This is a genomic window from Halobacteriovorax sp. RT-2-3, from assembly GCF_047085075.1.
Taxonomy (GTDB): domain Bacteria; phylum Bdellovibrionota; class Bacteriovoracia; order Bacteriovoracales; family Bacteriovoracaceae; genus Halobacteriovorax_A.
Window position 1 is genome coordinate 265,598 of the sequence record NZ_JBKIYF010000001.1, and the last position, 14,103, is coordinate 279,700.

The window sequence follows — 14,103 nt, forward strand, 5'->3', positions numbered from 1 at the left end:
AGCTTCAATTGTCGTATTATTGGTAGCTTATGTCTAGCCAAATTGCATTAAATCACAAGTTGAAGTAGACGTGCTAGTCGTGATTTAGATGAACCATTAAATGGAATTTCAAAAGTTGAGGCCTTTGTCGCATCTAGACAGCTTTGAGCATCATCGAAGCTATAGTTATTGCTCTGATTCATATGTGAGGCCACTAAGTGATGTATATTTGCTTCTCTGCTTGGTTCTTCTTTAATTAGGTCTCTTAACTCATCTAGTTGAAGATTATTTGGCCTGATCGTTGATAGAGTTTTGGCCAACGCTTCATCCTCACATTCTTTTGTGATGAAATCAGAAAAGCTCATATTCGTTCTACGCTCAATACTACTATGATAGTGAGAGACAATGTTGATTTTGATTGTTCTTGAATCAATTGTAGGAAGAGTCTTTTCATCATTTGATTTGATAAAGACGAAAATATGGCCTTCTGGTGGCTCTTCAAGTGTTTTGAGTAGCTTATTTGCTAGTATTTGAGTGATCTTTTGCGATTGTTTAAAAATCGTAAATGAATATTTAAGTTTCGAAGGTTTGAAACGGATGAAATTGAAGAATTCCTCAATACTGTCATCGCTAACTTTATAGGACTTCTGGTCTGTTGAGACAAAGAGAATATCCTCATGTCCACGCTCGAGAACTTCTTTGGCGTGAGCTGGCTCCCAACCATTCTCATAGCAAAGAATATTTATTAGAAATTTATTGGCCCATTCTTGCAGAATTTCGTCTTTGGACGAAACTTCACGGTGACCACCTGTATGAAGAGTGTAGAAGTGGGCCAATTTTTGCTCTTTGTAACGAGCAAAAAGCGCTTCAAATGGAATATCTTTAACTTTTGAAGAATTATCCATTAATAATCGTTTCAATCTCTTCAATTAGTTTCTGAGTGACTGATTCAAGCTGTGCACTTCCATCGATTGTTGCAATACGATTAGGAAAGATCTGTGCACAATAATCATATCCTTCAATCAGGTCTTGATGAAAACTATTGTCACGTGACTCAAAGTAGTCCTTTGGCATATTTCTTAAACGTTGTCTCTCTAGTGATTTTTCTAAATCAATTCTTAGGTAGAATGTTTTATGAGGGACAATATTTAATGGAAAGCTTGAGTGAATATTTAAGATATACTCTGGCCCTAGTTTTCTTGCCACTCCTTGATACGCAATCGAGCTATCTAGGAATCTGTCACAAATTACTACTGTATTTGGTGAATCGAGCTCTTTCAAAATCAGTGCATGTAGATTTTGTGCACGAGCACTCGCAAATAAATGTGCTTCTGCTGCAGGGTGAATATCTGTATTAGAAGTTAAAATGGCCTGTCTTAATTTTTCACCGAAAGCAGTTCCGCCTGGTTCGCGAATAACGATAACGTTAAAGCCTTTATCTTCAAGGTAATCCTTGATTTTTACAATTTGTGTCGATTTTCCTGAGCCTTCAATTCCTTCAAAGCTGAAGAAGAATGATCCAGGGAAGGCCGCTTGGCGAAATACATTAGTTAGTTGCGTGATATCTTTAGTGTGTTCCATAACTTAAAAGTAACATAAACAATCAATTATTGACTACTTATTCTTTCAATTTTTATGGAGACAACCTATTAGAATTGTTCACCTTCTATAGCATCTTCAGGTGTGAATTCATCACTAAGTCCTGGTGATTCATCTGGGTTTGCACCGGCCGCAGGCGAGCGATCTAGATACTCATCAACGATTTCTCGTGCCGCATCAAGCTCGTCATAATTATTTAGCTCTTGCTCTGGTGGATCAAATGTCTCTTTTGAGATTCTCTCTCGTACAGGATCTAACTCTAGTGCCTCATTGGCATCATCGAAGATAACCTCTGGTGGAAGATCAGCAGGGTCCATTACTGCATCATTCATCTGCCTTGATTCAGATAGAAAGTCAGCGTTTCCAATTGAATCGTTACCTTTTGTAATTTGACGCCTATTTTGCGCTCTCTTCTTAAAGGCGCTTGGAGCTTCTCTTCTTCTTGAAGTTTTAGTCACTGTCTTTGCTGAAGGCTTCTTTTGCACCTGTGCTGCAGGAGTTCTCTTTGTTTGTGTTCTGGCCGTTTTCTTCGTTTTTGCAACAGGAACATCAGGCGTTCCAGACATCTTGCTAAATACAAAGAAGATAGCAAATACAAATACAAAACTTGCAGCAAATGCTCCTAAACGAAACATTGTCGCTGGGTCTGATTTTTCTTTTTGTTCAAAATCGTCAATTGATGCTTTATTTGGGTTTAGCTTTTGATTTCCAATATAAGCAAGATCGTAAATGAATTCACGATCTTCAGAGTCTTGCTTAGATAGCTCAATTGCTTTGTCTGCGTCTAAGATTGAGTTTTTAAAAATATGACCTTGAGGCGATTCTGGTAAACTTTCGTTTGAGCGGCTGCGACGATCAAATACTTCAAATTCATGAATTGTTCCCCAACTTTGTCCGTTATCGACAGAAATAAAGTCAGTGTAGAGTAGTTCTAGAGAATCTAGCATTGCCATAATTTCACTACTCTTATATGGCCCGTCTTTCTTATTGCTTCTTAGTATAAAGAATTGGTCGTCTTCATCAACTTGAAACTCTTTAATGATCTCTGGCCTTCTTCTTTGAAATAGAGGATGGGCCGTAATGACAGACCATTGTTCTTCCAACATGCTTTTTACGAAGACCTTTTGGTTAAATAATGAGTATTCTTCAATAAATTCCTTTAGATCTTCTTGCCAAAATGGCCCAAGTTCCTTGCCACCATCTTTGATAAAGTAGACTTCATTAGGCTCATAGAGTCCTCCTGAAATTTGTTCTTTCGTAAGTAGGTATTCAGTAACTTTTTTCTTTGTACTAGTGGCCATAAATCCTCAAACCCTGATTAGATTAATCACTTTCTATTAGGTTTATCGGAAATTTTTGCCTGTAGTTTAATAAAGACTTAAAAAAACAAAGCCGACTATTAAAGTCGGCTTCGTAAGTATTTAAAATGGAGTAGTTAATTAAAAAACTGGGAAAAATGCTGATACGATTAAAGAAGCATTCTTTAGTGTACCATCAACGAAATCTGGGTCTTCACCTCTGAAGTCAACTGGCTCAAGAGCAAGTGCTGCAGATAGAGAACAGATTGGGAATGAGTAACCAATTTCTGGTGAAAGTGAAAGAGTTTCAGACTCTGTAGCACCAGTTTTTCTCTTTGTACGGTAGTACTCAATCGATAGAGCTGTATACCACTTATCATTGATATAATAAGTTGGAGCTACGGCAGCATAGTAGTTCTCTAGAAACTTAGATGAACCAGTATTTCTGATATAATTTTCATAGAACGCATATGTTCCAATCTTGAAGTTATCAGTGATTTTCTTACCACCAATTAGGTAAAGTCTATTCTTTACATCGTACCCTGAACCATTTCTAGTTGCTGCTGGGTAGTAGTAAATTCTGTTTTGTAGGTATAGATCAAAACCGTTCTTTTCATCAGTTAGGATATTCTTAACGTAAAGACGTGCTTGAGTTGCACCGTATTGTTGGTGAACTGTACGGCTTCCGTCTGCATTCTCTTGTCTCTTAGTAAAGTCTGTTTGCCAGTATGGAACAAGCTTAACTGCGAATGTCTTATTGATATTGTAACCAAGGTATAAGTAGTTGTAGAAACTGTAACCATTGATCGATTGTTTAAAGTTGTTAGAACCTTCAACTAGGTATTGCATATTAAAAGGTGAGTCTTTTAATTTTTGGTACCATGAAGTTCCTGTTGAAGCTTCTGAAGTTGTTGCAGAATCTGTTGAAGATGCTGCTGTTGAAGTTGATGAGCTTGACGATGGCACAGATACTGATGACGTTGATGTCGCCGCCATAGAACTTACTGCCACGAATGCAATGATTGCTCCCTTTAAAATTCCCATTTTTTCTCCCTCTTTCTTTTATAGACTGTAGATATTGGAATTTTTTTTATTGAATTGCAACAAATGATTGTAATTTAGTGAATTAATATTTCAGTTTGTAAGAACATGTCAGAAAAATATGTTGATTTAATTACTTTGGTGTCAAATGGACCTTATTTTGGCTTCTATATTAGAAAAAACCTCATTATAATATACCTATGTTATTGATTTTTCTTATTCAGGCAATTGTAAGAATTGCGCTCTATCCATTATTTTTTGTGCTTTATCTATTAAAAGTGGGACCTTTCTACGCTCGAGTCTCCTTTGAAAGAAAGAATTATCGAGATGAAGGTTGTAGGCCCTTTGCTCGATTTGGAAAAAAAGCACACTGTGTCTTTCACTTCTCAAGTGAAGGAGAGTTTGAGCAGATTAGACCTTTGGCCGACGAGCTTATCTCTTTGGGCAAGAATGTTGAGCTAATTTTCACATCTCCAAGTGTTGAGCATAAGGTTATTGATTACTATCAGGCCAATAGAGAGAATATTCGTTATTTACGTTTGCCTCTGATGATTTATTTCCCGCTTCTTTCACGCCAGAATATCATTGCTTGGTCGAGCGCAAAGAAAATGATGATGGTTCGTTATGACTTTTTTCCAGAGCTACTTTATCTTGGCTCTAAAATGAAAGAATTTATTCTTTTTTCAGCAACTGTTAAAAGCTCACGTATAAAGACCACAGATATTAGTGAATTACGCTTACCTGGCCTTAAGAAGTATATCTATTCAATGTTTAGTAAGATTATTTGTGCAACTAATGAAGACTATATGATTATCGGTAAAGATATTAGCGCTGATAAACTAGAGCACCCAATTGAGCTTAGAATGTTGCAAATTGATTCTCGTCAGCACTTCTTTCGAAGACATTCTTTATATGAGGACTTGAATAAGCTCTTATCTTTGGCCGAATATGAAAAGAGAATCTGCTTGGCCCAGACTTGGCCTGTTGAAATGGATGCTTTTTCTGATCAAGAATTTTGCAAGCTGATAGGAGCAGGTGAGTTATTTGTCTTTATGGCCCCGCATGTACTCAAAGAAGATAATATTGAAAATTTAAAAGTGCTTATATTAAAGCATTGCCCTGATTTATCAATTCATATGCTGACAAAAGAAATCATTGAAAATAATCAAATAGACTCATTTATCTCAAATTATAAGCAAAGACCTGGACTCATTATATCCACTCTTAGAGGCATATTATGTGAGATCTATCCTTATTTCCGAACTGTCTTTGTAGGTGGAGGACATGGGAAGGGGATTCACTCTGTACTAGAACCCTTTGTTGCTGGGGCAAATATATTTTGTGGGCCAAATGTAAAGCGCTCGACAGAGTACGATACTATTGTAAAGTCTGGGGTTGGCGTTGGTGTGATTAATAATATGAATGATGCCTATTCAATTATAAAAAGCACTAGCACCAATAAGATGGCCAATGAGTTGATTTCTGATATGATTAAAGAAAGTGAAATGGCCAAACGCAAACTTATCGCATTATTAACGAATTAAAAAAATATAATATATGAATAAAAAAATAGATACTCTCGTCATTGGAAATAATATTGCTAGTTTTTTAACAGCAACTCAAATTCTTAAAAGTGGATTTGGTGCAATCTATTTGAGGGATAAAAGAATTAAGGCAAGTGATCCTTATTTTAAGTTCTTTGGGCCTTTAGATTTAGCATTTATTGAAGCTTGGGCCAGTGATCTCGAATTAGATTCGACAATCTTTGATAAGGATTCATTTGTTCACGCTCCTTTTTATTTAAAATATAAGAGCGAGCAAACGCTTTGTGCAGGACTTAGTCCTTATTTAAACTTCTCTCAGATTTGTCGTCATTTTCCTGAGCTTTATAATGAGTTTATCAATCGTTTAAGAATTGAAGAAATTGATCAAGAGAAGTTTGACCAAGATTTCATGTCTTCTGTTAAGCGCCTTGGAGAGTCTTTGTGTCGTTATAAAACATTCCATCAGGTGACAGTTAATACTCTAAGATCTGCTCTTCCAAATTATATTCATGATATTTATGAAATTTTTAAAAAACATTTAAGACTTAATAAAGACCTTCAACGATTTGCTAGTTGCTTTCGCTGTGTTTATACAAAGACATTAGAGCTAACATTTTCAGATCTTGAAACAATATACTTCTTTATCCTTATGTTATCTCCTCGCTTTAGGTTTCAGTGGCAACTTGAAAAAGAAGAGCAGGCCACAAAGACTATTGAATGTTTAGGAGGAAGTAGCTTTGAGGATATCGTTGAAGAATTTAGCTTTTCTAGCAGAAGACCTTGGGCGGCACAATTGTCGTCTTTTTCAGGGGTCGTCGCGCCTCAAAAGATCGCAATTTTTAGCTCTAATTTAGACAAATTAAATATCGCTCATAATATCACTGACCTCTATCGCTGTGTGAAGCTGGATTATGCCTTGGCCGATAAGCTAATCAGTGCTGATTACTACTACTTTAATGAAAGTTCATTTGGTGGTGATATCGTCTTTATCAGGAAAGAAATAAGCTTGGATGGTACTTGTCAGATTAAAATGTTTAAACAATTTGATGACTGCTTAAAGTATGATTTCTGCGAAAAAGAACTTCATCAATTTCTTTTAGATAACCAGATAATTGATAAAAACGACACTCTTTTAAAAGGTAAACTGACAAATGAAACTTGCATGCTTCGTAATCACAGTGTGATTAATTCTGGCTCAAGGATTAATCTTAAGTTTAGAATGGGTCAAGCTGGTAAGTTCGAGTCTGCAAAAGGCGTCTTCTACCATGGGCCACTAAAGAAGAATAACTTAGGTATCACACAAACATTATTAGAGGCACGTGACTTTAAAACCTTTATTTAAGTATAGGTATAATGAAGAGAAGCTACACTACAACCATTCTAAAATCACAAAGCGGTCAAACCGCAGTTGAGTATCTTCTACTTCTAGTGGCCGTCGTCTCTATTCTCTTTGCGGTCTTTCAAACTCTTGATGCTCGCTTCAAGGCCGACCCTGAAGCATGCCAACAAGGTAGTATAAATCCTCTTTGTTTTCTTAAAACTATCGGAATTGATGGCTCCAATGAGGTCGATCCTAAGAAATTTCGCACATTCAGGCTTCGTTAGACAGTTCTAACTATTTAATTTTAAAGAACTTTTTCCGTTTTCATGAAATTATTTCATCAGCGTTCGCTTTTGAACAGATTAATCTCGCAATGTGTTATAAGAAACTGTAACTCTATTTAAAAGAGACAGGGAGAACATCATGAAAACAACAATGATTAACTCGGCCGTATTGGCCGCACTTCTAATTTCAAGTGCAGCCTCATATGGACAACAAGACGATCCATTATTAAGTGAAACAGATCAAGTTGTTCATACTGACGAAATCAATATCGACGGGTTCTACAAAAAGAAAAAGAAACCATCACAAGCTGACAAAATCCAAAAGCTACGTCGTGAGCTAGAGGAGAAACACGAGCAGATGATGAGAAAGAATGTTGAGGATATGCGTCTACAAGAAGAAAAGCGTATCGCTGACAAGATCCAAAAGGCACTTGAGGGACAACTTAAGGCAATGGATGAAATAAATAATCAACAAGCAGCACCTGCAAGAGTACAAGCGGTCGCTCCTGTTGTAGCAGAACCAGTACTTCCAGAACTTAGCAATAAACTAACAATTGAGACTGGATATAAGAGTATTACTGGTGAGCAAAAAGAATGGACAGCAGGGATCAATTTCCAAGCTTCTGTTGAAACTGTTATTTCTGAAAGAGTTTCAATCGGAATTAGCGCTGGATTTATGAACCTTACTATTCAAGGTAATGAGCTTAGTAACTACAACAACTATGGTTACTATAATTATAATAACTATAATGCTTATAACTCTTATTCTCAAAATGATGAGATTTCATATAATGAGTTTAACTTTGGTGGATATGGTAAATTTTATTTCTCACGTTCAGCTAAGATTAAACCATACTTAAGTGTTGGAACTGGAATTCACTTTGGATCTTTTGAAATCCAAAACCCAGTTGATACTTATAACGAGACTAAGCAATCGATGAAGTATGTATCAGGTAGTGCATCTCTTGGAGCAGAAGTTAATTTTGCTAAAGAATTTAGCGCACAAGTTGGCCTATCTTACGAAAAGAATATTTTTAGACTTGGTGAAGAAGCACAATACAATGGTTCAACTAACCAGAAGGCATTAGTTGACCAAGCTAGAAATATTGAAAATGCTGACACATTTACTTTAGGTGTTGGACTTTCATACCTGTTCTAAACAATTGTTTAAAAAAACCATGTTCTCATAAAAAGGCTCCGCTCAGGGGCCTTTTTACTTTTCATTGCCACTGATTATCCTTACAATATTAAGCAAGTAAAATAATTTGAAGAAAGGAATCATCAATGAAACCAGTCTACATTGTCGAGGCAGTGAGAACTCCTCATGCAAAAGCCGGAACTATAATTAAAGATATTCAAGCCCCTTATTTAGGTGCTTACCTTGTTCGCCATATTATGGATGGAACTTCAATCGGTGACGATGAAGTTGATGAGGTTATTTTTGGAAACACAGGTACTCCTGCAAAGTATCCAAACGTAGGACGTGTTATTGCACTAGAGGCAGGCCTTCATAAGAAGACTTCTGGTTACTCTGTTCACAGAAATTGTGCTTCAGGACTTGAGGCCGCTTCTCAAGCTTTCATTAAAGTAGCAAGTGGACGTTGTGATGTCGTTGTTGCTGGTGGTGTAGAGTCAATGTCAAATATGCCACTTATTTATGGGAAGCAAATGACTGAGCTTTTTGCTTCACTTATGAAAGCAAAAACAACTGGTGATAAATTAAAAGTTCTTTCAACATTTAAACCTGCATACCTTTCTCCAATTATTGCAATTGAACAAGGTTTAACGGATCCTTTTTGTGGCCTAAATATGGGACAAACTGCAGAGCTTCTTGCACGTGAACTTGGGATCACTCGTGAAGAGCAAGATATCTATGCAAATGAGTCTCACCATAAAGCTATTAAGGCCATTGAAGAAGGTCGTTTTGCTGATGAGATCGTGCCACTGATCTATGGTTCAAAATTAGATAAATTACTTATGAATGATCATGGGCCACGTAAAGAATCTTCTGTTGAAGGTCTTGCAAAAATGAAGCCTTACTTTGATCGTAAGTCAGGAACTGTTACAGTTGGAAATAGCTGTCCAATTACAGATGGTGGATCAGCGATTCTTTTCTGTTCTGAAGAGGCCGTAAAAAAATATAACCTAGAGCCACTTGCAAGAGTTGTTGATTATCACTTCCATGGACTAGAGCCTGAGCGTATGGGAATGGGACCACTTCATGCAATGGATGGTGTCTTTAGAAGATCTAATATGACTCTTGAGCAAATGGATCTAATTGAAATTAACGAAGCCTTTGCTGCACAAATTATTGCTGTTAAGAAAGCATTTACTGATAAGAAAGTTGCTGACTTCTTTGGTATTGATAAATTATGGGGTGAGATTCCTGCTGAGAAACTAAATGTTAACGGTGGTGCTATCGCTCTTGGACACCCAGTAGGATCAACTGGATCACGCTTAATTGTAACTCTTGCTCATGAGCTAAAGAAGAGAAAAGCAGGATTTGGTGTTGCTTCACTTTGTATCGGTGGTGGTCAAGGTGGTGCCATGATTATCGAGAACTTACAAAAGTAATTAATTTAGAAAATATAGGATATAGCAATGACATATAAGAGAATCAGTTTTGAAATCAAGGACAAGAAAGCATATATCGGCTTTGGTTATAATGACAAAGCTTCGATGACTGTTTTCGATGAAGAAACATTAAAAGAGCTTCAAGATATCGTTGAAGATCTTCATACAAAAGAAAAAGAGCTAGATGGAGCAATCTTCTTTTCACACAAAGACAGATGTTTCATGGCAGGCGCAGATATTAAATTATTCGATACCATGCATACTGCAGCAGATGGACAAGCAGGAGCTGAAGCAGGTCAGACAATCTTTAATCGCATTGAAGACTTGAAGATGCCTACTGTTGCTTGTATCCACGGTGTGTGTCTTGGTGGTGGTCTTGAATTTGCTCTTTCTTGTAAATCAAGAATTGTAAGTGATGACAAGGCAACAGGTCTTGGCCTTCCTGAAGTTAAGTTAGGACTAATTCCTGGATTTGGTGGGACTTTTCGTCTACCAAAAGCAGTAGGGCTTCCAACTGCTCTTGATATGATCCTTTCGGGAAAAACTCTTAATGCTAAAAAAGCAAAGAGATCTGGACTTGTTGACGAGGTATACGCAAAAGAGCGTCTTGTTGATCTTGCACCAAACCATTTCAAAAAGAAAGTTGATAAGCGTGGATTCATGGATAAGATGCAAGACGCTGCAACTGATAATGTATTCACAAAGAAGATTATTTTTCAAAAGGCACGTGAATCAGTTTTAAAGAAAACTAAAGGTTTCTACCAAGCTCCTCTAAAAATTCTTGATGTGATGGAAGCTGGAGTAATGAAAGGTCGCACATCTTACTTAACTTCTGAAGCTCAGGCTTTTGGAGAGTTATGTATTGGTGAACAATCAAAGAACCTTCGCCATATCTTCTTCCTAATGGAAGGATCTAAGAAAATGGATGATGCAAAAGGTGTTGGAAGAAAGCTTCGTCGTGGTGCTTGCCTTGGTGCAGGTACAATGGGTGGTGGTATCGCTTGGCTTATGGCAAAGAATGATATGTTTCCAATCATGAAAGATCTTAATCAAGTTGGACTTGAGCTCGGTCTTAAACAAGCTTCAAGTAACTTTGCTGGTGCAGTAAAAAGAAAGCGTATGTCTCACGATGATTTTGAGCGCAAAATGAGATCAATTAGTGCTCAAACAGATTACCGTGGATTTGAACACACAGACCTTGTGATTGAGGCCGTTGTTGAAAATATGGATATTAAAAAGAAGGTCTTTGCTGAAACTGAAACTAAAGTTCGTAAAGACACGATCCTTACATCAAACACTTCATCTCTTTCAGTTCAAGAGATGGCAAGTGCGCTTGAAGATAACTCAAGATTTGCAGGTCTACACTTCTTTAACCCTGTTCACATGATGCCACTTGTAGAAATTATTAAACACGATGGTGTCTCTGATGAAACGATTGAGTCACTTTATGATTGGGTAGTAAAAGTTAAGAAGACTCCAGTTGTTGTTAACGATGGCCCAGGATTCCTTGTTAACCGAATTCTTATGCCATATATGAATGAAGCAGGCTTCTTATTAGAAGAAGGTGTTTCAATCAAAGATATCGATGATGCTTGTCTAAACTTTGGTATGCCAATGGGGCCTTTTAGACTTCTTGATGAAGTTGGGATCGATGTAGGTGATAAGGTTTCTAAAATCATCTATGAGGGACTAGGTGAGCGTCAAGCTTCAAATGGTATTGGAAAACAAATGCTTGAAAAAGAATTCTTTGGAAAGAAAAATGCTAAGGGATTCTACCTATACGATGAAAAAGGTAAGCCAACTGGTCCTAACCAGGAAGCTTGGAATATGCTTCCAAAAGCGTCTAAGAAGCTGAGTGAAACAGAGATTCAAATGAGAATCTTTCTTCCAATGATTAATGAAGCTGCTACAACACTTGAAGATAAAATCGTTGCAAAAGCAAAAGACGTTGATTTAGGTCTAATCTTTGGTATCGGTTTCCCTCCGTTTAGAGGAGGTCTTCTAAGATATGCAGACACTCAAGGGATCACTCGTTTAAGAGATGAAATGCTTAAGTTTTCTGAAAGTGTAAGTAAGGCCAGGTTCACTCCATGCGCACTTATTAATAAGCTTGCTGATGAAAACTCAACTTTTTACGAGTTATAGATTAAATGTTTCTAAGTTTTTTTAGATTTTTTCTAAATTACTTATTTAAAGCTAAGACTCGCCAAAGGCTACTTATTATGGCCTTGGCGAGTCTTATCATATCAAGCTTTTCACTCCTAAGTGTTCAGTCAGTTCTTAAAGGACTTCAAACCAATCGCATCGAGCGTGGAAAGCAAACTCTTGGCCGATACATTATTGATCTTCCAAAAGATCTCGACTTTGAAAAAACACAGTCTTACTTAGATGATAATAAATTAAGATATTCATTTGAGTATGAAATAGAGGGCCTTATTCGTCTTGAAGGCTACTTAGCACCTGTTATTTTTCATGGTGTTGCAAGTGAGACTTCTACGATTTTACCTAAGGCCATTGATCATTGGCCTGCAAGAGAAGAAATCCTCTTATCACCTTATTTAGGTCGAAAGATTTATGCAGGACTTGATGATAAGATTCAATTTATTTCTCCGGCCCATACAGATGTTTTCTTTGGTGAGCTTCCTCGTTTTAAGTCACTGATGATTGAAAATTTCACTGATTCAATGGACCCAGATATCGATGAACTTCACGCCTGGGGACATGCTTATAGTGCGTTCTCAATTGCAAAATCACGCCGTTACAATAAACTGAGGGTTTATAGTGTTTTGGGTGCCGCTGAAGCAGGAGAGCTCAAGCAGTATTTAACTTCAAAAGGTGCAAGCTTTAAAACATGGGAACAGTTAAATCAGAATCTTGTTTATGCTCTGGCGCTAGAAAATAATGTGGTTCTCTTTTTATTTTTAGCAACGATTGTTCTTGTTACATTTTCGATTATCTCAGGGCTTTCAATTTTCTATGCAAGAGTTAGAAATGACTTTGCTTCTTTTTGGATCCTTGGAATGAGTATGGATCAGATTAAGAAGTATGGGGGACTTAATATTGCCATTATTACAGTTTGTGCAATTGCTTTAGGTAATCTTCTGAGTTTTATTGTATTAAAGCTATTAGCGCAGTTTTCTCCTGTTATCATGCCGGCAATGTTTGTTGATCGTTCACTACCTGTTCGATTTACGGCCTCGTCGTTCGTATTTTCATTCTTGGTACCTGTGATTATTACAGTAATCTTCACTCTTTTTTCTAATTGGAGATTTTTCAAGGATAATGGGAATTTCATTAGTTTTGTTAAAAAAGTAGGAACTTAATGTTTAAAAATATTCTTCTATTATTTATCTTATTAAATTTTTCTGGATGTACAGGTATGAGTAAAGTTGCTTCTGTATTTATGTCTTCTCTTGGGGCCCACCCAAATAAGAATGAGTTAAGAACATTTGAAAAGTCGGAAAACTTCGATTCTTCTAAGCAGGTCTTTGTCAATCGCAGGCCTAATATAACAAAAGAGCAACCAATTCAAAAAGATGGTTTTGGCCTTTCTAAGTTTATTGAATTCTTAGGAAAGGGCGGAGGGCGCTATCCTGAAAAAACTTTGCCTTCTATAAAGCCTGATATGAAGATATTCTTAGAAAAGTCAGATCACGTTAAATCGATTTGGTTTGGTCACTCAACGATTCTTTTAAATATCGATTCAAAGATTGTTCTAATTGATCCGATCTTTTCGGGCTCGTCATCTCCTGTTCCTTTATTCGTAAAGCGCTTTGCACCTCCTGTGCTTAGTTTAGAAGAGCTTCCAGAAATTGATTATATTATTATCTCTCACGATCACTATGATCACCTTGATATGACGACGATGAAATTCTTCGCCAAAAAGAAAGACGTCAAAATTATTACGCCTCTTGGAGTAGGTTCACACTTAAAAAGATGGGGTTTTGTTGATTCCCGTATAACAGAGCTCGATTGGTGGCAAGATGTCGAGTTTGACGGGATTAAGTTTACTGCCACGCCTGCCCAGCACTTCTCAGGGCGTGATCAGGCCCATGAGAATACGACTCTGTGGGCATCATGGGTTGTAAAGACTCAAAATAATAACCTCTACTTTAGTGGTGATACTGGCTACGATATTCATTTCAAGGAAATCGGAAGTCGTCTAGGTCCATTTGATGTGGCGTTTATGGAATCTGGTCAATATAATCCAGACTGGTTTGCGGTACACTTACTTCCTGAAGAGTGGCCTAAGGCCTATGCCGATATCAACGCGAAATACTACTTCCCAATTCATTGGGGTGCATTTTCACTTTCATTTCATACATGGGATGATCCGATCTTGAAGTTAGATGAATATGCTCAGCAAGGTGTTCTTAAGCTAATGGCACCAAAGTTAGGAGAAATTGTCTCTTTTGATGAACAAGAATATGTTACAAAGAAGTGGTGGTAATCCAAATAGTAGG

Annotated in this window: 12 protein-coding genes; 8 read left to right on the forward strand and 4 right to left on the reverse strand. The window is 37.1% G+C overall.

The genetic code is table 11. The features are described 5' to 3' along the window. Positions 1-47: 47 nt before the first annotated feature. The 4 genes from ACMAYX_RS01230 to ACMAYX_RS01245 all read right to left on the reverse strand — a co-directional run bounded on the left by ACMAYX_RS01230 (position 48) and on the right by ACMAYX_RS01245 (position 3,920). Positions 48-899 (reverse strand): hypothetical protein, encoded by an 852-nt coding sequence (locus ACMAYX_RS01230; protein ID WP_412471408.1) that lies wholly within the window; start codon positions 897-899, stop codon positions 48-50. Beyond that, positions 877-1,560 carry a dTMP kinase gene (tmk, locus tag ACMAYX_RS01235; RefSeq protein ID WP_103217171.1) on the reverse strand — a complete coding sequence of 228 codons (684 nt, stop codon included), beginning with the start codon at positions 1,558-1,560 and terminating at the stop codon, positions 877-879. The genes ACMAYX_RS01230 and tmk overlap by 23 nt, the downstream gene beginning before the upstream one ends. Before the next feature lie 68 nt (positions 1,561-1,628). Next, on the reverse strand, positions 1,629-2,879 hold the full coding sequence (locus tag ACMAYX_RS01240; protein ID WP_412471409.1) for a hypothetical protein: 1,251 nt from the start codon (positions 2,877-2,879) through the stop codon (positions 1,629-1,631). Positions 2,880-3,017: 138 nt separating this feature from the next. Continuing rightward, positions 3,018-3,920, reverse strand: coding sequence for a hypothetical protein (locus ACMAYX_RS01245; protein WP_103217173.1), 903 nt, complete (start codon positions 3,918-3,920; stop codon positions 3,018-3,020). A 197-nt stretch (positions 3,921-4,117) separates the two neighbouring features. Here ACMAYX_RS01245 and ACMAYX_RS01250 point away from each other — a divergent pair, with 197 nt between their 5' ends. From ACMAYX_RS01250 to ACMAYX_RS01285, 8 genes are all read left to right on the forward strand, one after another. Then, a complete protein-coding gene (locus ACMAYX_RS01250; protein ID WP_412469515.1) occupies positions 4,118-5,461 on the forward strand; it encodes a hypothetical protein in 1,344 nt (447 codons plus the stop codon). Positions 5,462-5,474: 13 nt separating this feature from the next. Beyond that, a complete protein-coding gene (locus ACMAYX_RS01255) occupies positions 5,475-6,803 on the forward strand; it encodes a hypothetical protein (protein WP_412469516.1) in 1,329 nt (442 codons plus the stop codon). 11 nt (positions 6,804-6,814) lie between these two features. After that, entirely contained in the window at positions 6,815-7,066 is a 252-nt protein-coding gene (locus ACMAYX_RS01260) for a Flp family type IVb pilin (RefSeq protein WP_103217176.1), read from the forward strand. A 139-nt stretch (positions 7,067-7,205) separates the two neighbouring features. Next, on the forward strand, positions 7,206-8,225 hold the full coding sequence (locus ACMAYX_RS01265) for a hypothetical protein (protein ID WP_412471410.1): 1,020 nt from the start codon (positions 7,206-7,208) through the stop codon (positions 8,223-8,225). 125 nt (positions 8,226-8,350) lie between these two features. Next, positions 8,351-9,640, forward strand: a complete 1,290-nt coding sequence (locus tag ACMAYX_RS01270) for a thiolase family protein (protein ID WP_103217178.1) — start codon at positions 8,351-8,353, stop codon at positions 9,638-9,640. A 27-nt stretch (positions 9,641-9,667) separates the two neighbouring features. After that, positions 9,668-11,785 carry a 3-hydroxyacyl-CoA dehydrogenase NAD-binding domain-containing protein gene (locus ACMAYX_RS01275; protein ID WP_412471411.1) on the forward strand — a complete coding sequence of 706 codons (2,118 nt, stop codon included), beginning with the start codon at positions 9,668-9,670 and terminating at the stop codon, positions 11,783-11,785. A 77-nt stretch (positions 11,786-11,862) separates the two neighbouring features. After that, entirely contained in the window at positions 11,863-12,963 is a 1,101-nt protein-coding gene (locus ACMAYX_RS01280) for an ABC transporter permease (protein ID WP_412471412.1), read from the forward strand. Continuing rightward, positions 12,963-14,090, forward strand: a complete 1,128-nt coding sequence (locus tag ACMAYX_RS01285) for an MBL fold metallo-hydrolase (RefSeq protein WP_412471413.1) — start codon at positions 12,963-12,965, stop codon at positions 14,088-14,090. Before ACMAYX_RS01280 ends, ACMAYX_RS01285 begins: the two co-directional genes overlap by 1 nt. Positions 14,091-14,103: the final 13 nt, after the last annotated feature.

Bases quoted from the DNA above. Each gene is read 5' to 3' on its own strand.
- ACMAYX_RS01275 (WP_412471411.1), top strand. From the start codon at position 9,668: ATGACATATAAGAGAATCAGTTTTGAAATCAAGGACAAGAAAGCATAT.
- ACMAYX_RS01245 (WP_103217173.1), bottom strand. From the start codon at position 3,920: ATGGGAATTTTAAAGGGAGCAATCATTGCATTCGTGGCAGTAAGTTCT.
- ACMAYX_RS01240 (WP_412471409.1), bottom strand. From the start codon at position 2,879: ATGGCCACTAGTACAAAGAAAAAAGTTACTGAATACCTACTTACGAAA.
- ACMAYX_RS01285 (WP_412471413.1), top strand. From the start codon at position 12,963: ATGTTTAAAAATATTCTTCTATTATTTATCTTATTAAATTTTTCTGGA.
- ACMAYX_RS01265 (WP_412471410.1), top strand. From the start codon at position 7,206: ATGAAAACAACAATGATTAACTCGGCCGTATTGGCCGCACTTCTAATT.
- ACMAYX_RS01260 (WP_103217176.1), top strand. From the start codon at position 6,815: ATGAAGAGAAGCTACACTACAACCATTCTAAAATCACAAAGCGGTCAA.
- ACMAYX_RS01270 (WP_103217178.1), top strand. From the start codon at position 8,351: ATGAAACCAGTCTACATTGTCGAGGCAGTGAGAACTCCTCATGCAAAA.
- ACMAYX_RS01250 (WP_412469515.1), top strand. From the start codon at position 4,118: ATGTTATTGATTTTTCTTATTCAGGCAATTGTAAGAATTGCGCTCTAT.
- tmk (WP_103217171.1), bottom strand. From the start codon at position 1,560: ATGGAACACACTAAAGATATCACGCAACTAACTAATGTATTTCGCCAA.
- ACMAYX_RS01255 (WP_412469516.1), top strand. From the start codon at position 5,475: ATGAATAAAAAAATAGATACTCTCGTCATTGGAAATAATATTGCTAGT.
- ACMAYX_RS01280 (WP_412471412.1), top strand. From the start codon at position 11,863: ATGGCCTTGGCGAGTCTTATCATATCAAGCTTTTCACTCCTAAGTGTT.